This is a genomic window from Capnocytophaga ochracea DSM 7271 (genome assembly GCF_000023285.1).
Lineage (GTDB): Bacteria > Bacteroidota > Bacteroidia > Flavobacteriales > Flavobacteriaceae > Capnocytophaga > Capnocytophaga ochracea.
In genome coordinates this window covers 2,248,357-2,271,190 of the sequence record NC_013162.1, presented here as the reverse complement: position 1 = coordinate 2,271,190, position 22,834 = coordinate 2,248,357, and the positions used below count along the sequence as shown (strand labels likewise).

The window sequence follows — 22,834 nt, the reverse complement described above, 5'->3', positions numbered from 1 at the left end:
AGGAGCTTTCAAAATTGGAGAGGTGCCGGAGTGGTAACGGAGCAGATTGCTAATCTGTCGGCGGGTAACCGTCGCCTGGGTTCGAGTCCCAGTCTCTCCGCATCTAATACAAATTGTTAGATATAAATTCGGGGCGTAGCGTAGTCCGGTCATCGCGCCTGGTTTGGGACCAGGAGGTCGCAGGTTCGAATCCTGCCGCCCCGACAAAATAAGATATTTCATAAATGTTTCCTTTTGTGTGGCATTTTTGAAATATTTTTTTTGGAATAGAGGTCACGTAGCTCAGTTGGATAGAGCATCTGCCTTCTAAGCAGACGGTCACAGGTTCGAATCCTGTCGTGATCACGAGAATTTGTTTCATTTTGTATTAAAATTTATGTTCGGAATAACGCAGGATTTACGTCCTGCGTTATTTTGTTTATATACTTACTTAACGCCGGCTCGAAACAACAAAATACTATTTTTCAATCTCCTTTGCGTTGCTACAATTTTCATCTAAGAAATCTTTCTTCATCTCTTCTTTGCTTTTATTTCGTTTTATTACTCTAAAATCACCCCTAATTCTTCACTCTTAACTATTCATTTTTAGTCACTTACATAGTCTTTGTATACCAATCTTCCAAGATTCGTATAAGCTTCCTATAAGCTCTCTATAAGCTAACCATAAGATTTCCTCAAGCAAAAAGCATCTTTCTTTGTTATTTATAATTTCGTTTTTTTATCTTTTATAAAAGTTCTAATCTACTTTGTAATTCCTTGCCGTGCTACGGCTTCCTGTAGTGCAAGAGCTATATTCTCTTATCTTGAACTTTTGTTAACTATATTGTAGATTATTTTTTGAAATAAAATTGCTCATTTACAAAGAATGTTTTACCTTTGTGCAAAAATTAGCCACAGAAATGTTAGTAAAAATTTACGGAAGTGCTGTATTTGGTGTAGAAGCCAGCACAATTACTATTGAAGTAAATATCGATAAAGGTATTGGCTATCATTTGGTTGGATTACCCGATATAGCTATTAAAGAAAGTAATTATCGTATAGCAGCTGCTCTGCAAAACAATGGATATAAAATTCCAGGTAAAAAGATAACCATCAATATGGCTCCTGCCGATATGCGTAAGGAAGGTTCTGCCTATGATTTAAGTTTTGCAATTGGTATTTTAGCAGCTAACGGGCAAATACAAAGTGAAGAATTAGAAAAATATATCATTATGGGAGAACTATCCTTAGATGGCAGTTTGCAACCCATTAAAGGAGCACTACCCATTGCTATTCAAGCACGCAAAGAAGGATTCAAAGGATTTATTCTTCCTAAGCAAAATGCTAAAGAAGCTGCTATAGTAGATAATTTGGACGTTTATGGTGTAGAAAATATAAAAGAAGTCATAGATTTTTTTAATGGAGAAAAAGAATTACAACCTATCGAAATAGATACACGCAAAGAGTTTTACAGAGATTTAGAATCTCCTGAATTTGACTTTGCAGATGTAAAAGGTCAAGAAACTGTAAAACGTTGTATGGAAATAGCTGCTGCTGGTGGACATAATGTTATTTTAATAGGCCCTCCTGGTTCAGGAAAAACAATGCTCGCTAAGCGTTTACCTAGCATTCTTCCTCCGATGACACTTCACGAAGCTCTTGAAACTACTAAAATACACAGTGTAGTAGGACGTATTAGGGACACAGGCTTAATGAGCCATCGTCCTTTCCGTAGTCCTCATCACACTATTTCTGACGTAGCTCTCGTAGGAGGAGGTACTTACCCTCAACCAGGTGAAATATCTCTCGCACATAATGGAGTACTTTTTCTTGATGAGTTACCAGAGTTCAAAAGAGCTGTTCTCGAGGTAATGCGACAACCTTTAGAAGATAGAGAAGTTACTATTTCTAGAGCAAAGTTTTCAGTTACTTACCCCGCTTCATTTATGTTAGTAGCAAGTATGAATCCAAGTCCAAGCGGGTATTTTAACGACCCCGATGCTCCTGTTACTTCTACACCTGCTGAAATGCAACGCTATTTAAGTAAAATTTCAGGACCTCTATTAGATAGAATAGATATTCATATAGAAGTAAATCCTGTACCCTTTGAAAAACTTTCAGATGATAGAAAAGGTGAAAGTAGTCGTGATATCCGTAAACGGGTGATAGATGCTCGAAATATCCAAACAGAACGTTTCAAAGAATATGAACATATTCACTATAACGCTCAAATGAATACTAAACAAATACAGAAATTTTGTAAAGTAAATACGGATTCTTTAACCCTACTAAAAGATGCTATGACGCGTCTCAACCTTTCTGCACGTGCCTATGACCGTATTTTAAAAGTAGCGCGTACAATAGCCGATTTAGAAAAGTCAGAAGAAGTACAACCTCATCATATAGGCGAAGCTATTCAATATCGTAGTTTAGACCGTGAAGGTTGGTTTGGAGGATAAAAGTAGATATTATAAAAAACAAAAAAGCAGGTTATTGTAACCTGCTTTTTTATCACTTCAACCCACGTGCTTTGAGTAGTGGCTCAATAGCAGGAGCTTTCCCTCTGAAGGCTAAATACATTTTTTCGTAATCCATTGTATTGCCTTTGGAGAGTATCAAATCTCTGAAACGTTGTCCATTAGCACGAGTAAGACCGCCGTTTTCTTCAAACCATTGGTAGGCATCGTGGCAAAGCATTTCTGTCCATTGGTAAGAGTAATAGCCTGCTCCATAGCCTCCGCCAAAAATATGAGCAAAGTAAGACGAACGGTATCTTGGAGGTACTTCTTTCACCCATAAGCCTGTTCTTTCAAGGGCTTTCTTCTCAAAATCACTTACATTATTGATGATAGTATCCGAAGGAATAGTATGCCATTGCAAATCTAAATTGGCAGCAGCCAAAACTTCGGTAAAAGCATAGCCCTCATTGAAGGTGCTCGCTTTTTTTATCTTATCAATAAGAGCTTGTGGAATAGGTTGTTTGGTCTCGTAATGTACTGCATAGTTTTTAAGAATATCAGGATACAAAGCCCAATGCTCATTGAATTGCGAAGGGAACTCCACAAAATCACGTGCTACTGCTGTTCCTGATAAACTTGCATACTGTTGGTTAGCAAAGAAACCATGCAATGCGTGACCAAACTCGTGGAAGAGCGTAGTAAGTTCATCGTAAGTAAGCAAAGCAGGTTTACCTTCGGCAGGTTTTACATAGTTGCACACATTGTAAATAACAGGTTTAGTGCCTAATAATTTAGATTGGTTTACAAAGTTGCTCATCCACGCACCACCGCGTTTGCTTTCACGAGCAAAGAAATCGCCATAGAAAAGTCCTAATGGCGTACCATCTTCTTCAAAAAGCTCATACACCAATACATCGGGGTGATATACGGGTATATCTTTGCGTTCTTTAAAGGTAATGCCATAAAGTTTAGTAGCTGCATAGAATACACCATTTTCAAGAGCATTTTTCAATTCGAAATAAGGTTTGATTTCATTCTCATCGAGGTCGTATTTAGCTTTGCGAACTTGTTCGGCATAGAAGTTCCAATCGTAAGGTTCTAAAGTAAAATTACCTCCCGTTTTGGCGATTTGCGCTTGTATTTCTTTAGCTTCTGCTTTGGCTTTACCTACTGAAGCAGGCACTAAATCTTTAAAGAATTGAGCAATAGCAGCAGGTGTTTTAGCCATAGTGCGTTGCAAGCTCCATTCGGCATAGTTTTTAAAGCCCAAGAGTTCAGCTTTTTTAGCGCGCAGTAAAGCAATGCGTTTTAAGATATCATTGGTATTATGAGCTCCCCCATCGGTGCGATTCCAGCTTGCTTCAAACAATTGTTTACGAGCGTTGCGGTTGGCTAATTCACTAAGGAGCGGTTGCTGGGTAGTATTCACAATCGCTACTTTCTGACCATTGATAGTTTGAGCAGCTGCCAATGAACCTTCTAAAAGCGTTTGGTTAAAATCAGTTTCTAAAGAAGCTAACTCACTATTGTACTTTTTAAGAGTTTCTTTATCAGTAGCCGATAGGTTAGCACCTGCTACTACAAAATCTTCGTAGTAATTTTCTAACAATTTAAGCGATTCAGCATCTAATTTCAAGCTATCACGTTTATCATATAAGGCTTTGATACGCGCAAAGAGTTTTTCGTTCAGGTGAATGCCATCGGCGTGCTCAGCAAACTTAGGTGATAGTTCTTTTTGCAATACTTTTAAAGTATCATTAGTATTTGCCTCTGTTAAGGCATTGAATACCGCTGAAGCACGCTCTAACTCTACCCCACTTTTTTCTAAAGCGATAATCGTATTTTCAAAAGTAGGAGTTTCGTTGTTATTAGCGATAGCGGCAATACGTTCGTTTTGCAAAGCCATTCCTTTGAGCAGGGCAGGACGATAATGCTCGTCTTTAATTTTTGAGAAGTCGGGAGCACCATAAGGTAAAGTGCTTTCTACCAATAGCGGATTGTTATCTGTATTCTCTGTCATTTTTGAAGTCTTTGAGTCGTTGCAAGCTACCAAAGCAGTGAGCAATATAGCTGCTAAAAATAAAGGTAATTTCATAGTTTTTAGGTGATTATAAAAGGGGCGTTCGAGAAAAAAGTTCCTCAAACACCCCTTTTGAGGTTATATAGTAACTAAAATATTTTGTTATTTAGCAGTCAAACGTATGTCGATACGTCTGTTCTTAGCTTTGCACTCAGGAGTATCGTTAGCAGGACAAAGAGGGTGTTCTGCACCATAACCTTGAGCGCTCAATTGTGCTTTGTTAGCACCCAATGCCACTAATTTGTTTAACACTGAATTAGCACGTCTTTCTGAAAGTTTTTTGTTACCTTCAACACTACCCGTATTATCAGTATAACCTCCTAAACGAATAGCAGCTTTAGGATAAGCTTTCAAAATAGCTACAATGTTCTTTAATTGTTGTTCTGAACCTTCAGTAAGTTCATCGCTACCTGTTTTGAAGTAAGTTCTATCCAAAGTAATCCAGTTATCTTTGAATTGTTCTAGAGTAGTAAGGTTTTTATCTTCTATCAATTTTACAAGATGAGCTTCAGATGAATTTTTACCTACTTCTAACATTGTATTATCGAAAAGGCTCAATTGGAATAAATCACCTACATTGTACTCGAAGTCACCATCGGCGTTAAGCTTACCTTCTTCAATAACTACTACTTCTTCCACAGGCATCACTCCCTCACCTTCACCTTGACGAATTTGAGCTTCTATAGGAGTACCTGAAGCATCGGCAGTATGTCCACCCAAGATAGGAGCAATTACCAAACCTACCAAGCAAGTGAGTTTGATAAGGATATTCATTGAAGGGCCTGAAGTATCTTTGAATGGGTCACCTACAGTATCACCAGTAACGGCAGCTTTATGAGCGTCAGAACCTTTGTAAGTCATTTGTCCGTTGATTTCAACACCTGCTTCAAATGATTTCTTAGCATTGTCCCAAGCACCACCAGCGTTGTTTTGGAAGATAGCCCATACAACCCCTGATACAGCTACACCAGCCATATAAGCGCCAAGAGCTTCAGCACCCATCACAAAACCGATAATAATAGGAGTGATGATAGTAATAGCACCAGGTAACATCATTTCGCGCAAAGCAGCTTTGGTAGAAATATCTACACATCTACCATACTCTGGAGTACCTTTACCTTCCATAATACCAGGAATTTCACGGAATTGGCGACGTACTTCGTTCACCATATCCATAGCAGCTTTCCCTACTGATTGCATTGCCAAGGCTGAGAAAATTACTGGAATCATACCTCCGATAAACAAGGCAGCTAATACGTTTGCTTTGAAAATATTGATACCAGAAATGCCTGTAAAGGTCACATAAGCAGCGAACAAGGCTAAGGCGGTAAGAGCTGCTGATGCAATAGCAAATCCTTTACCTACCGCAGCAGTAGTATTTCCTACTGAGTCTAAAATATCAGTACGTTGACGCACTTCTTTTGGCAATTCACTCATTTCGGCTACACCCCCAGCATTATCAGCAATAGGACCAAAAGCGTCAATAGCCAATTGCATAGCTGTAGTTGCCATCATTGCTGATGCTGCAATCGCCACACCATAGAAACCTGCTAAGGCATAAGAACCCCAAATAGCTACAGCAAAAAGCAGTACAGAACCAAAAGTTGATTTCATACCAGTTGCCAAACCTGCAATAATGTTGGTAGCAGCTCCAGTAGATGAATTGCGTACGATATTCAATACCGGTTTTTTACCCAAAGCGGTAAAGTGTTCAGTAATAGCTGAAATGAGCAAGCCTACTGCCAAACCTACGATAGTTGCGTAGAATACATTGATACTTGCAATTTCTTTTACTCCTTCACCAAAGAAACTCATTTGGATAGTTTCGGGTAACATATATTCGATAAGAAAATAGCAAGCTACTAAAGTAAGTGCTAAAGCTACATAGTTACCTGTATTTAGTGAACTTTGTACTTGTTTTTCTTTAGCATCGTTGTTTTTGATACCTACACAGAAAGTACCAATAATTGAAGCAATGATACCTACACCAGCAATTACTAACGGCAATAAGATAGGGCCTAAACCACCAAAGGCATCGGTGAAAGCACCACCATTGGCAGTTGCTATATCTTTAATCACATAGTTACCCAATACCATTGAAGCGAGTACAGTAGCCACATACGAACCGAACAAGTCAGCACCCATACCAGCTACGTCACCTACGTTATCACCTACGTTGTCGGCAATAGTAGCAGGGTTACGAGGGTCGTCTTCAGGGATACCAGCTTCTACTTTACCTACGAGGTCAGCCCCTACGTCGGCAGCTTTGGTGTAAATACCACCACCTACACGAGCAAAGAGCGCAATAGACTCAGCACCGAGTGAGAAACCTGCTAAGGCTTCGAGTACGAGAGTCATTTCGTCGTAGAAAGGTTTGCCTCCTCCTACGAAAGTGTTCACAAAGAGGATAAAGAACAAGCTCAAGCCCAATACAGCCAAACCTGCCACTCCTAATCCCATCACAGTACCACCACCAAAAGATACTTTCAAAGCTTTTGGCAAGCTAGTGCGAGCTGCTTCGGTAGTGCGTACGTTAGCATTGGTAGCAATACGCATTCCTATATTTCCCGCTAAGGCAGAGAAGAAAGCTCCACACACAAAAGCTACTACAATAAGCCAGTGAGAAGTTTCTACCATACGAGAAACGATAAATAAAGCAATAGAGGCAATAATCACAAAGAGTGTCAAAATACGATACTCAGCATTGAGGAATGCCATCGCACCTTCTTTGATACTTTTGGAAATGCTTTGCATCCGCTCGTTGCCTGTGGTTTGTTTGTTCACCCACGAAGCTTTCGTAATCATAAAGATAAGTCCAAGAACAGCAAGGACTAACGGTAGATATAACATCATTTTATCCATACAAATATTATAATTAGTTAAATTTAGGGCGTAAAAGTACGAAAGATAATTGTAACGAAAAAATAAAAAAGGATTTTTTTAGTACCCACCTCATCCACTATCAAATACCACTCTTAATAATCTAGTTGTCTTTTGCCTCATAGCATCATATAAAACATACTTTGCAGAATATCTTTAAGAAAGTTAATCATCATACTCTTTCGTAACTACTTGAATGGCACGATTTTTGAGCCCGTTCCTACCAAGTGGCGACATCATTATTACATTATAAATTCAGAGTTTAGAGTAGAGACTTTTGTTTTTCATAGTGTATGCGTTTCCTATGTGTTTTGTTTTTTGTAAATTCAGGCATAAAAAAAGAGTGATTTACAAATATAAACCACTCTTTTTCTTTTGTTTAATCTTAGTAGCGAAGACGGGATTTGAACCCGTGACCTTTGGGTTATGAATCCAACGCTCTAACCACCTGAGCTACCTCGCCATCTATTTTGTTATGCCTTATTTTGACCTTGCGGGTGCAAATGTACTACATTTTTTTATACTACCAAATTTTTATAACTATTTTTTACTTTTTATGAACATCATTACCTTAAAAAGCATTGATTCTACTAATCAGTACTTAAAAAATTTAATACATATTCAGGATTCTCTTCCTAATTTTTTAGTGGTCTGGACTCCTCAGCAAACTGCAGGTATAGGACAATATGGAACAAAATGGACAAGTGAACCCTATCAGAATCTTACTTTTAGTATTTTATTCCTTCCTGAGCATTTAGATTTAAAAGATGCTTTTTTGCTCAATATGCTTGTACCTATTGCAATAATGAAAGTATTAGAGAAATTAAACATTCCTAATATAAATATTAAATGGCCTAATGATATCCTTTCTCAACGTTACAAAATAGGCGGAATATTAATAGAAAATACTATTAGAAAAACTAAAATTGAGAAATGTATAATCGGTATTGGGCTCAATCTTAACCAAACAAGTTTCGATGGCTTACCTAAAGCCTCTTCTTTAAAAAAATTAACTGGCAAAGATTTTCAAGTAGAACAAGTGATGAAACTAATCTTTTCTGAATTAAAATCAAACCTTTCTACACTTCCTCAACAGTCTTTCGAAAGCATTTATACTATTTACCAGAAGTACCTATTCCAACTAAATAATAGAGTATCCGTTTTCCGTTCTTGCCAAGAAAAGAACTTTTCAGGCATTATAAGAGGTGTGGAACCTTCTGGGAAATTAATTGTAGAAACGGAACAAGGGGTTATAAAGACTTTTTCTCTTAAAGAAATAACTTTATTATACTAAATTCTTTCTACACCTAAATACACCTAACAAATGAAATATATGAGAGTGACAATAGCTTCACTTGATTTAACATTAATTTCATCATAGCTTAGCAGGGTTTCCTTTTTGTTATCCTCTTCTCTCCTATTTTTTGCTTTTCTTAAAATAATTTGTACCTTTGCCCCCGTAAATGGAAAACCAATCAGTTACAAATTTACTAAAACAAGATAAGCGAAAATAGCTCAGTTGGTAGAGCGCAACCTTCCCAAGGTTGAGGTCGCGGGTTCGAGACCCGTTTTTCGCTCTTTTTAATTTTCAATTATTAATTGTTAAATGAATATCACGCCACAAGCCCTCCCTTGTACCCCTTTAAGCAGTACTCTCAAGAGATACGGTGGGATATTCTTTTCTAATAATACAATAGCTATGTTTTTCTTTTGAAAAATGTAGCTATTTTTTTAATAAAACACACAATATCTATATAAAAATGCCTAAAAGAAACGACCTACATTGTGTTCTGCTCATTGGGTCAGGACCTATCATCATTGGGCAAGCCTGTGAGTTTGACTACTCAGGCTCGCAATCGTTGCGCTCTTTGCGCGAAGACGGTATTAAAACCATCCTTATTAACTCTAACCCTGCTACCATTATGACAGACCCGTCTATGGCGGATGTGGTTTATCTGAAACCTCTCACCACTAAGTCATTGGTGGAAATTCTAAAAGCACACCCCGAAATAGATGCCGTTCTCCCTACTATGGGCGGACAAACAGCGCTTAACCTCTGTATTGAGGCTGACGAGAAAGGCATTTGGAAAGACTTTGGGGTAGAAATCATCGGGGTAGATATTGATGCCATACAAATCACTGAAGACCGCGAGAAATTCCGCGTGTTGCTCGATGAAATCGGTATCCCTATGGCACCGTCCGAAACGGCTACTTCTTTCCTTAAAGGAAAAGAAATTGCGCAACGCTTTGGTTTTCCACTCGTAATACGTCCGTCCTTTACTTTAGGTGGCACCGGGGCTTCTATCGTCTATAAAAAAGAAGATTTTGATATGCTCCTCAATCGTGGTTTGGAAGCCTCGCCTATCCACGAGGTGCTTATCGATAAGGCGCTTTTAGGCTGGAAGGAATACGAGCTCGAGCTTTTGCGCGACAAGAACGATAATGTGGCAATTATCTGTACTATCGAAAATATGGATCCTATGGGTATCCACACTGGGGATTCTATTACCGTAGCCCCTGCGATGACTCTATCAGATCGCACTTTCCAGCATATGCGCGATATGGCTATTAAGATGATGCGTAGTATAGGCGATTTTGCAGGTGGCTGCAATGTGCAGTTTGCCGTGTCGCCTGATGAAAAGGAAGATATTATCGCTATTGAAATCAACCCACGTGTATCGCGCTCATCCGCTTTGGCTTCTAAGGCTACGGGTTATCCTATTGCTAAGATTGCCACCAAACTAGCTATCGGTTACCATTTAGACGAACTGCAAAACCAAATCACCAAATCTACCTCAGCTTTCTTTGAGCCTACGTTAGATTATGTGATTGTGAAAATACCGCGTTGGAACTTTGACAAGTTTGAAGGCTCTGACCGAACTATAGGCTTGCAAATGAAATCAGTAGGCGAAGTAATGGGTATAGGGCGTTCTTTCCAAGAGGCATTGCAGAAAGCAACCCAATCGCTCGAAATCAAACGCAATGGTTTGGGAGCTGATGGCAAAGGCTATAAGAATTACGAACAGATTATTGAGAAACTTACCTACCCCAGCTGGGATAGGGTATTCGTGCTCTACGATGCGGTACAGATGGGTATTCCGCTGAGCCGTATACACGAAATCACCAAGATAGATATGTGGTTCCTCAAGCAATACGAAGAACTATGTGTGCTCGAAAAAGAAATATCACGCTACAAAATAGATACCCTACCTAAAGAACTCCTTTTTGAAGCTAAACAAAAAGGGTTTGCCGACCGACAAATTGCTTATATGGTGGGCTGTTGGGAGAGCGAAGTACACAAGAAACGCGAAGAACTCAACATACGCCGTGTATTCAAATTAGTAGATACTTGTGCTGCTGAGTTTAAGGCGCAAACTCCTTATTATTATTCTACTTTTGAGGCGTCTATCCGCACGGCTGACGGCAAGGAATACGTAGCTAACGACAGTATAGTAACCGACCGCAAAAAGGTGGTAGTTCTCGGTTCAGGACCTAATCGCATAGGGCAAGGTATTGAGTTCGACTACTGCTGTGTACACGGGGTATTAGCGGCTAAAGAATGTGGTTATGAAACTATAATGATAAACTGTAACCCTGAGACTGTTTCCACAGACTTTGATACAGCTGATAAGCTCTATTTTGAGCCAGTGTTCTGGGAGTATATCTATGATATCATTCAGCACGAAAAACCAGAAGGCGTAATTGTACAGCTCGGCGGACAAACAGCACTCAAATTGGCTGAGAAATTAGATAAATATGGCATTAAAATTATAGGTACTAGCTTCCAGTCACTGGATTTAGCAGAAGATAGAGGTAGTTTTTCAACGCTACTGAAAGAGAATAACATTCCTTATCCACGCTTTGGGGTAGCTGAAACCGCTGATGAGGCATTAAAACTCTCTGATGAATTGGATTTCCCACTACTCGTGCGTCCTTCGTATGTATTGGGCGGACAAGGAATGAAGATTGTTATCAACAAAGAAGAGTTGGAAGCCCACGTGGTAGACCTCTTGCGTAAGATACCTAACAACAAACTCCTACTCGACCACTATTTAGACGGCGCCATAGAAGCTGAAGCCGATGCGATATGCGATGGCGAGAATGTGTATATCATTGGTATTATGGAGCATATAGAGCCTTGTGGTATTCACTCAGGCGATAGTAACGCTACCTTGCCACCGTTCAACTTGGGTGAATTTGTATTGCAACAAATAAAAGATCATACTCATAAAATAGCCTTAGCACTCAATACGGTAGGGCTTATCAATGTGCAGTTTGCCGTAAAAGACGATATAGTGTATATCATTGAGGCAAACCCACGTGCTTCGCGTACAGTGCCGTTTATCTCTAAAGCTTACCAAGAGCCGTATGTAAACTATGCTACCAAAGTAATGCTGGGAGAGAAGAAGCTCACTGATTTTCATTTCAATCCGCACTTAGAGGGCTTTGCTATCAAGCAACCTGTGTTCTCGTTCAACAAATTCCCGAATGTAGATAAGAAGCTCGGTCCTGAAATGAAATCTACCGGCGAAAGTATCTTGTTTATAGATAGCCTTAAAGATGATGCTTTCTACGATATTTATACAAGGAGGAAGATGTATCTTTCAAAATAAAAACTAAAAGGGCAAGCTTAGGCTTGCCTTTTTGGTTTTTAGTTGTATATTTGCAGAGTAAATAAAAATAGATATGAAAACAGAAAGAGAATTAGCAGAGCTTATATTTGATAAATTTAGAGAACAAAAATGTAAAACAGGTCAGATTATCACTCTAAAAAGTATAAAATATGATAAGTTCATAATGAATCTCAATCCTATAGAACAAGATTTATTCTATAAGGTTCTTAATGAATTACAATATACAGGATATTATGATTATGAGAAAGATTTAGGGAAAATATTACGATTGACAGAAAAAGGATACCAATACATTTACGATGATGAAAAAATATCATTAATGCAAAATATACCTTGGATTATTCCTGAAAAAGAGGAAACTAATTGGGATAGAGCTTACCATAAATTGTGGAAAGCAATAGGGGAAGAAGGAAAAGCTATATTTTATATTTCAGGTCCTAAATTCTATAGTTTCATATTAGATTTATATGATAATATACCTCCTTCATATAATCAATATATGGAAGATAGGAAAGAAAAAGCTCCTTTCTCCACAAGTAGGGTTGATTATTATAAAGATTTGATAAATCTCTTGGATGACGACACTCGTTATCAATTATATATAAACATTCAGATTTTTATAGAAGATAGGATACTAGATAAAAATGACCAAGATACAAATATTAATATTTCATCGAATACCTCTCCTTTTTTAGATGATTTAGTTGGGAATACTCCTCCTAAAAAAACAGAAGAAAAGGCTTTTAAAGAGATAAGTAATGAAAAGTCATCTTCTAACAACGAAGATGCACCTAAAGTTTTCATTTCATATTCTTGGGATAGTGAAGCTCTTAAAAAATGGGTTTTGGATTTAGCTATAAAATTACGAGAAAAAGGGATTGATGCAATCTTAGATCAATGGGAATTAGAACTAGGAAAACCTATTCCTAGTTTTATGGGAAAATCAATAGAAATTTCTGATAGAGTTATTTGTATAATGACTCCAAGTTATAAAACTAAATCTAATGCAGAAGAACCTAAAGGGGGCGTAGCATATGAATCTTCTATAATGGCTGCAGAAACAATTAAAAATATTAGTACAACTAAGTTTATACCTTTATTAAGAGAAGGAAATGATAATAATGCTATACCAGATTTTTTGATTGGTAGAACCTATATTGATATGAGAAATGATAATAGTTTTGAAGATAGGTTAGAAGAATTATTAAGAAATATCTATAATGAACCTAAAGATAAAAAACCTCCTATTGGTAAAAAACCAGAATATGTGGAAAATAAAAATAAGGAGAAAAATATTGAAATTGAGCTTAGTGTTTTAAAAGAAGATATTTCATTAAATAGCATACTTTCTGGACGTTTTTATGATATTCATATAAATATATCTAATATAAGAGAAAGAGGAAGTATTGAGAAATTACAGTGTTTTGTAAGTATGGATAATAAGCTAAGACAATGCATACACTATTCCACTCAAATTCAAAAAATTAATAATAATATTATTCAAGTATATTTTGAAAATAGTAATATTATTAATGGCATAGTAATAAGTTATAATCCTATATTACCTTCTGTAAAGAGAGATATAGGAATATTAAAAGTAAAAAAGAGTTTTTTTGATCAACATTTATTAATTAACTTTCAAGTCTCAACAGAATTTGGCTCAGAAGAATTTTCTTTTTTTGCTGATGAAATATTATATTAATAGTTATGTTTCACAGTTGTAAAAAAGCTACTTTTAGTTTATTCTTATTCCTTCTCCCTTGTCTCGTATTAGCGCAATATCCTAAAGCAATGGATTTTAGCAAGCTCTATCAGGGCAAAATAGATAGTGTTGCAGTCATACATCGTACGGGCTGGACAAAAGAAACTTCGTGGCTTGGTGCTCCTGAAGAAGAACGTATTACTGAGAAAAGAAAGAGGCTGCCTCTATCCAAGGGAAAGCGATTGCTTAAAATATTGCAAGATAAAACAGTTTATAAAGAAGAATATCCTTGGGTGATTGATGTAGTAAGTAGTTTCCTTTTCTATGCAAATGGCAATGAAGTGCTTACCTTGCATTTTTCAACAGCAACCAAGCAACTAACAATCTATAAGGGTGATGAACTTATTTTTGCAGGAATGAGCAAAGGGAAACTTACTAAAAAGCTCATTTGTTATCTGTATCCTAAACTTTCTGCTAAGGAACTGTATATGAATTTCTTTATACTATGGGGGGAGATTTAGAAAAATAGCAGTATATCTTTACTAGGAGTCAATTCAAGCAAAAAAGTCAAAACAAGTGTGAATTTGCTTTTTTATTTTTAGTTGTATTTTGAAGAAAAAAATTTTTTAACCCAAGAAGAATTGATAAATAGAAAAGAAAAAATAAACACAACTTGGTAAATAAAAAATTAATAGTTACTTTTGCGCCCTCAAAACTAAAAAAATAATCACTAATGAAAAAGATTTTTATCACTATGTTGTTAGGCATTAGCACACTAACTACTTTTGCACAAAACGCTTCTACTGAGCGTTACACTACCCACAATAAGGGTAAATTTTTCTTTTATTGGGGCGGTAATCGTGCCTATTATACCAATTCCGATATTACTTTCTCGGGTAACAATTACAACTTTACCATCAAAGATGTAGAGGCTGTAGATAAACCGAAAGGTTGGCATATAGATTATATTAATCCTTTGCGGATGACCATTCCTCAAACTAACTTTCATATCGGTTACCATATTTCCGACCATTATACGATTTCTGCAGGCGTAGACCATATGAAATACGTAATGAAAAATGGACAAACTGTAAAAATGAACGGTTACATCAATGGTTCTGGCACTTCTCATGATGGTACTTATAACAATACTGACAAGTTACTTAGTGAAGATTTTCTCACCTTTGAGCATACTGACGGTCTGAACTATGTAGTAGTTGAAGGAGCTCGTATAGACGATATTTCTCGTTTATTTGGTATCCGCAACACCGATATATTACAGGTAAATCTTACTGAAGGTCTTGGTTTTGGAGCACTATATCCAAAAACGAATACTAAGTTACTTAATAAAGAGCGTTATGACGAGTTTCACATTGCAGGGATAGGCGTAAATGCTAAAGCAGGTTTACACCTCACTTTTTTTAAATACTTCCTTATAGTTGGTGAACTCAAAGGAGGTTATATTAATATGTATGATGTTCGAACTACTTATGATATTGCCGATAAAGCTAAACATGATTTCTTCTTCTTTGAAACTGTTTTAGGTATAGGAGGAACTTTTAGATTTTAATCAATTAAAAGATAAGAGTATAAAATAACATTGCCCCAAAAGTTTTGGGGCAATATTAATTATTTAATATCAGTTCGATATAACAAAATATTAATTATTCTTCCATTTCCTACGGCAGTACAAGTACGCTTTTATATCTTATAATTTGTTTTTTCTTTTAGAAAAGTTCTATTTTTAAAACGTATAAGTAACTCCAAAGTGAAAACCCATAGAAGAATAAGGGGCATCAGGAGCTCCTTTACCTTCCCAACTATAACTATCTTCAAGTAATGGTGCTACTTGAGTAGCCAATTGTTTAAGGCGCTCTGTTCTAGGGGATGTTGGTACATTTTGTAAGGCTAACATATATCCTTTAAACTCTTGAAGTGTAAGTGCTAGAGATGTTCCTCCTACTGTGCGAGTAGCCGAAAAATCCTTAAGTTTAGATTCCTTTCGAGGCACATTAATATTCAGATATTCACCTTCTATAAAAAAAGCTACTTTATCACTAACCTTAAAGCGGTAGCCTATCCCTCCTATAAAACCAAAGGGAATTTTACCGTGAAAATTGTTTTGAAAATTAGCTTTTATATCTACAGTTGACCCAGCTGGTGCTGTTGGATTAAACAAGCTCAAGGGTAAACCGAAAGCATTGAGCTCTGTTTGTATTTCTGTTCTGCCCCCTATTTTGGTAACACCTCCAGCACGCAGATATAAATTATCAGTAATATTAAATACTAACGAAAGAGAAGCTCCAAAAGCCCTCCCATGTCCTTTCATATTCAATATTTGGTTTTTATTAGTGTCCATATCTTCACCATGAAGATATCCTAAAGCTAATTCACCTCCCCAACGCTTATGGAAAAAATATCCTCCTCGTAATTGTGCTTGGTATCCTTCTCCATAACTCCCTTTGAGCTCGGTTATAGCTGTTGGGTCAGTAGCATCTCTACCCAATACTTTCTGGTGGGTTTTAAATCCATACCCTCCACTCACTGACAGATATGCCTGTGAGTACATAGCTGTTGCCCCAAAAATGAAAGCAATAGCGCCTAATAGCGTTCTTCTCATTCTTTTATATGATTTCTTTTATTCTTTCAGTAGGTCGCCCTATCACAGCTTTGTCACCAACTATTACGATAGGTCGCTCAATGAGTTGAGGATATTGTATCATTGCCTCTATGACTTCATCATCAGTAAGCGTTTTTCCTTTGAACTGCTCTTTCCAAATATTTTCTTTAGTACGCACTAATTCAATAGGAGACATCTGTAACTTAGCGAGGAGATTTTTTAATTCTTCTTTAGAAATACCTTTTTTAAGATAATCTACTATCTGATATTCTTTCCCCAAATCTTTTAAAAGCTCCAAACCACAACGTGATTTGGAGCATTTAGGATTGTGATATATAGTTATCATTCTTATATGTGTCAATCATTTCGATAATTAACAAATAATTACTTCTACACCGCGTTTTTCAAGTTCTTCTACAAACTCAGGGTCAGCACCTGCATCAGTGATAAGCATATCTATTTTCTCTACATAACAGATAAAACCAAAGCCTCGTTTGTGAATTTTAGAGGAGTCAGCCAAAACAATCGTTTTGTCTACGCGTTCCATCATCTTCCGATTTAGATGGGCTTCTCCTACATTGGTTGAACTCAATCCATAATCAAGGTCAATACCTTCAACGCCTAAAAATAAAGTAGTACAAGAGAAGTTACTAAGAGTTTCTTCAGCAAGTACGCCAATAGTGGAGGTAGAGTTTTTACGAACTTCTCCTCCTAAGTGAATGGTATTTACACTAGGATTTTTGCAGACTTCTAAAGCTACTCTGAGGGAAGGAGTGAGTACTGTAAGGTTGCGTATGCCATAAATTTTTTGAGCTAAAAGATTAGCTGTAGTTCCTGATGAAAGTATGATAAACTCATTTTCTTTAATAAAGTCCAACGCTTTAGTAATAATACGCGTTTTCTCTTCTACATTTTGAGTTTCTTTCTCAGTTATTGTTTGCTCAAACACATAGCGCATTTGTTTACTAGCTCCACCGTGAGTACGATGCAAATAGCCTTCCTGTTCCAAGAGATTAAGGTCTTTACGTATAGTAACTACCGAAACTTTAAGCCTATCACTCAATTCATTTACACTAACGTACTTTTTGGTTTCTAAGCTCTCCAAAATCTTTGATTGTCGTTCATTAAGTACTTTCATATTTTATCAATTTTATTAATATTCAACAGTTTAACGTACCTTGTCTATACTTATCTAACCATAGACAAAACTTCTTATTAAGATTATTTTCGGCAAAATTAGGCATTATATTGAAAAAAACAAAAGAATTAGAAAATAAAAAACACTACCAACTATAAATTATGTAGCGCTCAGTTTTAAAAATACTGTATTTCTATCCTTTTAAATTTAGTTCAAAAGCTCTTCTAAACTCTTGTAAAATAGGATTTTCTTCTAATAATTTCTCGTATTTATCCTCGGGAGTTACTACTATTCTTTTAGCTATTTCTTCATTTACACTTATCTCAATAGTAAGATCATAATTCTGCAAAGATTTGTGCAAATAATTTAAGAGTTTATGCTCCATCTGAACAATATCATTTTTAGCTGTATTACTTGATACTTCCAAATGAATAGTAGTTCCTTCTAATCTTAATATTGCAATTTTAAGAATAGAAGCTTGTATGCGTTCACCTTTAACAAGTAATTCATCTATATAACGTTCCCAAAACTGATTAAAGGTCTCTTCCGAAAAACTCTCACGAGGTAGCGTATTAGGATCTATTACCACCTCTTTGAAATTCCTTTGATGTTCTGTTTTTAGATGTACACTTTTAATTGAAAAATTAGAAACAGCCTCTGTACGTTCCGTTTTACTAATAATAGGTATATTAGGATTAAGTGTAGCTGTCGTAGTATTTGTATAATTTATAGGAGGGGCAACGATAGGAGTTTGTGAGTTGATCCGTACTTCTGTTGTATGACTTTGCCCATTAAACACATAAGCAGGAATTATGAAGCGTCCATCATTTTTTTTTTATCCCCCTCATAGGTCAGAGAGGCGAGTTGCATTAGGGCAACCTCCACTAACAAACGCTGATTTTTACTAGTGCGATATTTTAGGTCGCAGTCATTGGCAATAGCAATAGCTTCCATTAAAAAAGGTACAGTAGCACGAACACTCTGTTCAGCATATTTCTTCTGGGTCTCCTCCCCTACTTCCATTAAGGAAATGGTTGTAGGATTCTTGCATACCATTAAATCACGAAAATGACTTGCCAAGCCTGCAATAAAATGATTACCGTCAAAACCTTGTGCAATGCTATCATTGAATGCTATCAATAGTTCAGGGAGTTTATTGTCTAAAATAAGATCAGTTACTTTAAAATAGACCTCATAGTCTAACACATTCAGTATTTCGGAAGTAGCTTGTCGTGTTATTTTTTCTCCTGAAAAGCTCACCACACGGTCGAAGATAGAAAGGGCATCACGCATCGCACCGTCGGCTTTTTGTGCTATGATTTGTAAAGCTTCATCTTCTGCTTCAATCCCTTGTTGTTCTGCGATATATTTTAGGTATTCTCGAATGTCATTGATAGTAATACGCTTGAAATCGAATATCTGGCAACGTGACAATATGGTAGGAATAATCTTATGCTTTTCAGTAGTTGCTAAGATAAAGATAGCGTGTTTAGGAGGCTCTTCTAATGTTTTGAGAAAGGCATTAAAAGCCGCAGTAGACAGCATATGCACCTCATCGATGATATACACTTTATATTTGCCTACTTGAGGCGGAATACGCACTTGTTCAATCAGTTTGCGAATATCATCTACACTGTTATTAGAGGCAGCATCTAACTCAAAGACGTTAAAAGCAAAATCGTTTTCATCTTCTACCCCAGAAGTTTGTTCATTTATCTTTTTTGCTAAAATACGGGCACAAGTAGTCTTTCCTACTCCACGAGGACCTGTGAAGAGAAGTGCCTGTGCTAAGTGATTATTTTCAATAGCATTGAGTAGGGTATTAGTAATAGCTTGCTGCCCCACTACATCACGAAATGATTGTGGACGATATTTACGTGCTGATACTATAAAGTGGTTCATTTCTACTGTTTGTTAGTTTGATAAGTCCCAAAAACAAAATTAGAATCTACTATCTTATTGCCTTCTCCATTCACAAGTACCAAATCAGTGATACTTATTCGATGATCATAACGCAACAAAGCACCAGTTGTTTCATTGTAAATAGGACGTGAGACAATTGTAACATTACCTCCTGTGGCTTCAATTTGCGAAGTAACATTAGGGGTAGCAGGAGGATAAACATTACAAAAATAATTGGTAGTTACCGCATCGCTGAAAGTACGGTAATAAAGTTTAAAATTAGTGGGTATAGTGCCTGAAACAGTCTTTTCTTTATTTTCTAAAATATTAGCAGGTAAATTAAGAATAAGTGCTTGCTTTTGACTATATTTGAATAAAAAAGTAGCTGTAGTATCATTGGTCGTACAAGATAGCACATCAGAATTTTCAAATGAAATGGTATCTACTTCCAAATTACCATCATTGCAAGCTATTGCAAATAGACCTATGATAAAGGCAAAATAAAGTGTCTTTTTACTCATCAATTTTAAATGTTTTTGCAAATGTACGAAAAAAATATGAACCTACAACAAGAGGTAATACATTTTGTATTTAGGAGCGAAATAGAGATACAGCCTTTTCTTTGCATAATCTATCACAGCTTTTCTCTTTTGGAGTACTTCAGCTCCTATAATACCGTGAACAGGGGGTGTTTGAAACTCTGCTAATGCTTCGTTTACGTGAGTTAAATCAAAAAGTACTAAGGGAAGTTTGTGCATACTCATTCCTCCTATCTCTAAGTGATTTTTTGCGGCAACTTGTGTTTCCATACCACTTGCTCCTGCTCCTGCTGCTTTTATTTCGGAGGCTTCGGCTTGCAGATTAAAATAGGTTATCCATTCTACTCCTACACAGGTGTTAGAAGCCCCCGTATCCAAAATAAAACGTCCTTCTACTCCATTGATTTTAGCTTGTAGAACAAAGTGTTTGGTAAGCGTAAATTCAAGAGGAACAGAGGTGTATCCCTTCTCGGTGAGTAACTTCTTTAATGTAATCCCCATTTATTCTTTACTTCGTTTACTATCTCTTTAATGTTTTGTTCTTTTGCCTTGGGATAAATCAACAATACATCGTCTCTATCTACCACTATGTAGTTCTTGAGTCCATCTATTACCACACATTTATCACCTTCGGTGCGAATAATATTGTTTTCGGCATCTTTGAGCAATACTCTTGCATTAATTACGGCATTTTGGGCACTATCCTTAGGGGTCTTGTCGTGTAGAGAGCCCCAAGAACCTAAATCGTTCCAATCGAAATTAGCGGGCAGTACATAAATGTTAGTAGACGGCTCTAAAATAGCGTAGTCCACCGATATATTTTCGGCTTTCGGATAGGCTTTGGCTATAAAATCGACTTCGTTTTCAGTATTATAAGTAGCTTTACCTTTCTCAAAGAGTTCATACATCACCGGTTGATAGGTTTTATAAGCGGTAAGTACCGTTTGTGTACTCCATATAAAGATACCCGCATTCCACAAAAAATTACCTTGTTTTAAAAACTCTTTGGCGGTATCGTAATCAGGTTTTTCACGAAACTGATTTACTTTTTTGATATTAGTATTATCGTCTTTGTCATACTGAATGTAACCATAACCAGTGTTAGGGAAAGTAGGTACTATACCCAAAGTAAGAATATTGTCGGCTTTCTGTGCAGCATTAAAACAAGTAATCACATTGTGCATAAAAGCTTTTTCGTCTTCAATCCACGCATCGCTGGGGGCTACTATCATTACGCCATTGGGGTTGCGCTTGTTCACTTTCATTGCGGCATAGAGTATACACGGAGCTGTATTGCGCATACAAGGCTCTAATACCAAGTTTTTAGGCAATATATTAGGAATTTGTTCCTCTACAATCTCTTTGTAACGTTCGTTAGTAAGAATGAGAATATTCTCTTGCGGAATAAACTTCTGCAAGCGGGAATAAGTGCGCTGTAAAAGCGTTTGCCCTGTACCGAGCATATCGTGAAATTGTTTAGGATATTCAGTTGTACTTACAGGCCAAAAGCGCGAACCTATGCCTCCTGCCATAATCACTGCATAATAATTGTTCACCATATATTTGTAATATTTTAATTCAAGTTTTTAAGCCTTTATGAGCTCTACTTCGGCGTGAGGTTGAAAGATATACTTCTTGCCTGAGCCGAGTTCCACACAATCATAACATTTCACACGGCGTTGTCCTTTGCGAAATACGCGTCCGTCTTTGATACGAAACGTACTACCTAAAGGAATCTCATAAATAAAGCTCATATTTTCATTGATATCAAACTGTTTTAGGGCGATTGTCAATGCGGGGTCTACATCACTACTGGACATAGGGTTGACAAAGTGCCGTTGTAATACTCCTAATAATTGCTGAGGGAATATCTCAGGGATGATAAAAGGTTTCATCAGTTGTTGGAAAGTGTATTTCCATTCGTTACCGTGAGGTTTGATAAGCCGCCCAAAGCGTTCAAAAGCTACCAGATGAGCCACTTCGTGAATAAAAGTTATCAAGAAACGATACTTATTAGCAGTAGCATTCATTGTGATGAGATGTTGCCCGTTAGGAAGTTGCCGATAATCGCCGTGCCTTGTTTTTCGTTCGTTTACAATTCTCAAATAGATGTTGTTTACTTTTATCAGTTCGAAACAAGGTGTTACTGCGTTATCAGGTAAATATTTAACAAGAATTTCTCTCATAGCCTGCAAATGTACAAATAATATTTTATACCCACAAATAAAATTTGCCAATTTACTAATTTTCTCTACCTTTGCCGTGTTTGTTTGAAGAAAAGAAAAGATGCCATTTAAGAGTTATTTAAAATTCCTTTTAAAATCTACCAATGAGCACGGGGTGCACTCACCTTTTGTCTACAACTTTGTAACTCGTTGCTTGTACAATAAACAATTAGTAAACCATCAAGAAATCAAGGGTTTTCCTCCTACCCTATCCAAAAGACAATTGGTGTTATTATTGAAGATTATTCGTTATTTAGAGGTAAAAACTATTTTCACTGATGAAGATATGCTAAATAGTATAACTGCTATAAAAGAAACCTGTAACATTAGCTTTCAGTTGCAACCATCTGTTACATACGACTTGCTTTTTATCAATTACCCAAAAGAAGATTTAAGTATTTATTTAAATTATATGCACAACGATAGTATTCTTATCATCAACAATATTTACCAAAAAGAAAAAGCCTCCCTATGGCAAGCTCTTACTGCTAATGAAAAGGTTACGGTGTATATAGACGTCTACTCCCAAGGCTATATTTTCATAAGAAGAGAACAAGGAAAAGAAGGGTTCTATATAAGGTAAAAGGTAAAAGGTAAAAGGTAAAAGATAAAAGGTAAAAGATAAAAGGTAAAGCCAGCGAGGGCTCACAGATGGATATGTGAGTAAAAGATAAAA

Annotated in this window: 18 protein-coding genes and 5 tRNA genes; 11 read left to right on the top strand and 12 right to left on the bottom strand. The window is 36.7% G+C overall.

Annotated elements, in window-relative coordinates:
• The first annotated feature begins 16 nt into the window (after positions 1-16).
• The 4 genes from COCH_RS09560 (at position 17) to COCH_RS09545 (ending at position 2,438) form a co-directional block, all read left to right on the top strand.
• Positions 17-100, top strand: a tRNA-Ser gene (locus COCH_RS09560).
• A gap of 29 nt (positions 101-129) precedes the next feature.
• Positions 130-204: transfer RNA gene (locus COCH_RS09555), tRNA-Pro, on the top strand.
• A gap of 67 nt (positions 205-271) precedes the next feature.
• Positions 272-345, top strand: a tRNA-Arg gene (locus COCH_RS09550).
• A gap of 554 nt (positions 346-899) precedes the next feature.
• The gene (locus tag COCH_RS09545) at positions 900-2,438 is read left to right on the top strand and encodes a YifB family Mg chelatase-like AAA ATPase (protein WP_015782911.1); all 1,539 of its coding nucleotides are present in this window, start codon (positions 900-902) and stop codon (positions 2,436-2,438) included.
• A 52-nt stretch (positions 2,439-2,490) separates the two neighbouring features.
• Here COCH_RS09545 and COCH_RS09540 read toward each other — a convergent pair whose 3' ends face one another.
• From COCH_RS09540 to COCH_RS09530, 3 genes are all read right to left on the bottom strand, one after another.
• Complete coding sequence (locus COCH_RS09540) at positions 2,491-4,533, bottom strand: M3 family metallopeptidase (protein ID WP_015782910.1); 2,043 nt, start codon at positions 4,531-4,533, stop codon at positions 2,491-2,493.
• Between the two features lie 87 nt (positions 4,534-4,620).
• Positions 4,621-7,380, bottom strand: coding sequence for a sodium-translocating pyrophosphatase (locus COCH_RS09535; protein ID WP_015782909.1), 2,760 nt, complete (start codon positions 7,378-7,380; stop codon positions 4,621-4,623).
• A gap of 407 nt (positions 7,381-7,787) precedes the next feature.
• Positions 7,788-7,861: transfer RNA gene (locus COCH_RS09530), tRNA-Met, on the bottom strand.
• Between the two features lie 93 nt (positions 7,862-7,954).
• Between COCH_RS09530 and COCH_RS09525 the strand changes: the two genes are divergently transcribed.
• The 6 genes from COCH_RS09525 to COCH_RS09495 all read left to right on the top strand — a co-directional run bounded on the left by COCH_RS09525 (position 7,955) and on the right by COCH_RS09495 (position 15,304).
• A complete protein-coding gene (locus COCH_RS09525; RefSeq protein ID WP_015782908.1) occupies positions 7,955-8,692 on the top strand; it encodes a biotin--[acetyl-CoA-carboxylase] ligase in 738 nt (245 codons plus the stop codon).
• Positions 8,693-8,902: 210 nt separating this feature from the next.
• Positions 8,903-8,975: transfer RNA gene (locus tag COCH_RS09520), tRNA-Gly, on the top strand.
• A gap of 183 nt (positions 8,976-9,158) precedes the next feature.
• Complete coding sequence (gene carB, locus COCH_RS09515) at positions 9,159-12,011, top strand: carbamoyl-phosphate synthase large subunit (protein ID WP_015782907.1); 2,853 nt, start codon at positions 9,159-9,161, stop codon at positions 12,009-12,011.
• Positions 12,012-12,084: 73 nt separating this feature from the next.
• Positions 12,085-13,734: a toll/interleukin-1 receptor domain-containing protein gene (locus COCH_RS11135; protein ID WP_015782906.1), complete on the top strand. Its 1,650-nt coding sequence runs from the start codon at positions 12,085-12,087 to the stop codon at positions 13,732-13,734.
• Between the two features lie 5 nt (positions 13,735-13,739).
• Positions 13,740-14,255 carry a hypothetical protein gene (locus COCH_RS09505; RefSeq protein ID WP_015782905.1) on the top strand — a complete coding sequence of 172 codons (516 nt, stop codon included), beginning with the start codon at positions 13,740-13,742 and terminating at the stop codon, positions 14,253-14,255.
• 212 nt (positions 14,256-14,467) lie between these two features.
• Positions 14,468-15,304, top strand: a complete 837-nt coding sequence (locus COCH_RS09495) for a hypothetical protein (protein ID WP_015782904.1) — start codon at positions 14,468-14,470, stop codon at positions 15,302-15,304.
• 174 nt (positions 15,305-15,478) lie between these two features.
• On the opposite strand, the gene COCH_RS09490 is transcribed toward COCH_RS09495, so the two are convergent.
• From COCH_RS09490 to COCH_RS09450, 9 genes are all read right to left on the bottom strand, one after another.
• Positions 15,479-16,354 carry an outer membrane beta-barrel protein gene (locus tag COCH_RS09490; RefSeq protein ID WP_015782903.1) on the bottom strand — a complete coding sequence of 292 codons (876 nt, stop codon included), beginning with the start codon at positions 16,352-16,354 and terminating at the stop codon, positions 15,479-15,481.
• A 4-nt stretch (positions 16,355-16,358) separates the two neighbouring features.
• A complete protein-coding gene (gene arsC / locus COCH_RS09485; protein WP_009420279.1) occupies positions 16,359-16,700 on the bottom strand; it encodes an arsenate reductase (glutaredoxin) in 342 nt (113 codons plus the stop codon).
• Positions 16,701-16,727: 27 nt separating this feature from the next.
• Complete coding sequence (locus COCH_RS09480) at positions 16,728-17,492, bottom strand: DeoR/GlpR family DNA-binding transcription regulator (protein ID WP_009418263.1); 765 nt, start codon at positions 17,490-17,492, stop codon at positions 16,728-16,730.
• A 193-nt stretch (positions 17,493-17,685) separates the two neighbouring features.
• Positions 17,686-18,291, bottom strand: a complete 606-nt coding sequence (locus COCH_RS09475) for a hypothetical protein (RefSeq protein ID WP_041546823.1) — start codon at positions 18,289-18,291, stop codon at positions 17,686-17,688.
• Between the two features lie 11 nt (positions 18,292-18,302).
• Positions 18,303-19,394, bottom strand: coding sequence for a DNA polymerase III subunit gamma/tau (dnaX, locus tag COCH_RS09470; protein ID WP_041546821.1), 1,092 nt, complete (start codon positions 19,392-19,394; stop codon positions 18,303-18,305).
• Positions 19,395-19,396: 2 nt separating this feature from the next.
• Complete coding sequence (locus tag COCH_RS09465) at positions 19,397-19,915, bottom strand: hypothetical protein (protein ID WP_015782901.1); 519 nt, start codon at positions 19,913-19,915, stop codon at positions 19,397-19,399.
• A gap of 42 nt (positions 19,916-19,957) precedes the next feature.
• Positions 19,958-20,434, bottom strand: a complete 477-nt coding sequence (locus tag COCH_RS09460; protein ID WP_015782900.1) for a retropepsin-like aspartic protease — start codon at positions 20,432-20,434, stop codon at positions 19,958-19,960.
• Entirely contained in the window at positions 20,419-21,492 is a 1,074-nt protein-coding gene (locus tag COCH_RS09455; protein ID WP_002671844.1) for a mannose-1-phosphate guanylyltransferase, read from the bottom strand. The genes COCH_RS09460 and COCH_RS09455 overlap by 16 nt, the downstream gene beginning before the upstream one ends.
• Positions 21,493-21,519: 27 nt before the next feature.
• On the bottom strand, positions 21,520-22,119 hold the full coding sequence (locus COCH_RS09450; RefSeq protein ID WP_015782899.1) for a SprT-like domain-containing protein: 600 nt from the start codon (positions 22,117-22,119) through the stop codon (positions 21,520-21,522).
• 100 nt (positions 22,120-22,219) lie between these two features.
• Here COCH_RS09450 and COCH_RS09445 point away from each other — a divergent pair, with 100 nt between their 5' ends.
• Positions 22,220-22,741, top strand: coding sequence for a hypothetical protein (locus COCH_RS09445; RefSeq protein WP_015782898.1), 522 nt, complete (start codon positions 22,220-22,222; stop codon positions 22,739-22,741).
• Positions 22,742-22,834 lie beyond the last annotated feature (93 nt).

Excerpts from the sequence above, each read along its gene's own strand:
- COCH_RS09545 (WP_015782911.1), top strand. The coding sequence starts at position 900 with ATGTTAGTAAAAATTTACGGAAGTGCTGTATTTGGTGTAGAAGCCAGC.
- COCH_RS09540 (WP_015782910.1), bottom strand. The coding sequence starts at position 4,533 with ATGAAATTACCTTTATTTTTAGCAGCTATATTGCTCACTGCTTTGGTA.
- COCH_RS09535 (WP_015782909.1), bottom strand. The coding sequence starts at position 7,380 with ATGGATAAAATGATGTTATATCTACCGTTAGTCCTTGCTGTTCTTGGA.
- COCH_RS09525 (WP_015782908.1), top strand. The coding sequence starts at position 7,955 with ATGAACATCATTACCTTAAAAAGCATTGATTCTACTAATCAGTACTTA.
- carB (WP_015782907.1), top strand. The coding sequence starts at position 9,159 with ATGCCTAAAAGAAACGACCTACATTGTGTTCTGCTCATTGGGTCAGGA.
- COCH_RS11135 (WP_015782906.1), top strand. The coding sequence starts at position 12,085 with ATGAAAACAGAAAGAGAATTAGCAGAGCTTATATTTGATAAATTTAGA.
- COCH_RS09505 (WP_015782905.1), top strand. The coding sequence starts at position 13,740 with ATGTTTCACAGTTGTAAAAAAGCTACTTTTAGTTTATTCTTATTCCTT.
- COCH_RS09495 (WP_015782904.1), top strand. The coding sequence starts at position 14,468 with ATGAAAAAGATTTTTATCACTATGTTGTTAGGCATTAGCACACTAACT.
- COCH_RS09490 (WP_015782903.1), bottom strand. The coding sequence starts at position 16,354 with ATGAGAAGAACGCTATTAGGCGCTATTGCTTTCATTTTTGGGGCAACA.
- arsC (WP_009420279.1), bottom strand. The coding sequence starts at position 16,700 with ATGATAACTATATATCACAATCCTAAATGCTCCAAATCACGTTGTGGT.
- COCH_RS09480 (WP_009418263.1), bottom strand. The coding sequence starts at position 17,492 with ATGAAAGTACTTAATGAACGACAATCAAAGATTTTGGAGAGCTTAGAA.
- dnaX (WP_041546821.1), bottom strand. The coding sequence starts at position 19,394 with ATGAACCACTTTATAGTATCAGCACGTAAATATCGTCCACAATCATTT.
- COCH_RS09465 (WP_015782901.1), bottom strand. The coding sequence starts at position 19,915 with ATGAGTAAAAAGACACTTTATTTTGCCTTTATCATAGGTCTATTTGCA.
- COCH_RS09460 (WP_015782900.1), bottom strand. The coding sequence starts at position 20,434 with ATGGGGATTACATTAAAGAAGTTACTCACCGAGAAGGGATACACCTCT.
- COCH_RS09455 (WP_002671844.1), bottom strand. The coding sequence starts at position 21,492 with ATGGTGAACAATTATTATGCAGTGATTATGGCAGGAGGCATAGGTTCG.
- COCH_RS09450 (WP_015782899.1), bottom strand. The coding sequence starts at position 22,119 with ATGAGAGAAATTCTTGTTAAATATTTACCTGATAACGCAGTAACACCT.
- COCH_RS09445 (WP_015782898.1), top strand. The coding sequence starts at position 22,220 with ATGCCATTTAAGAGTTATTTAAAATTCCTTTTAAAATCTACCAATGAG.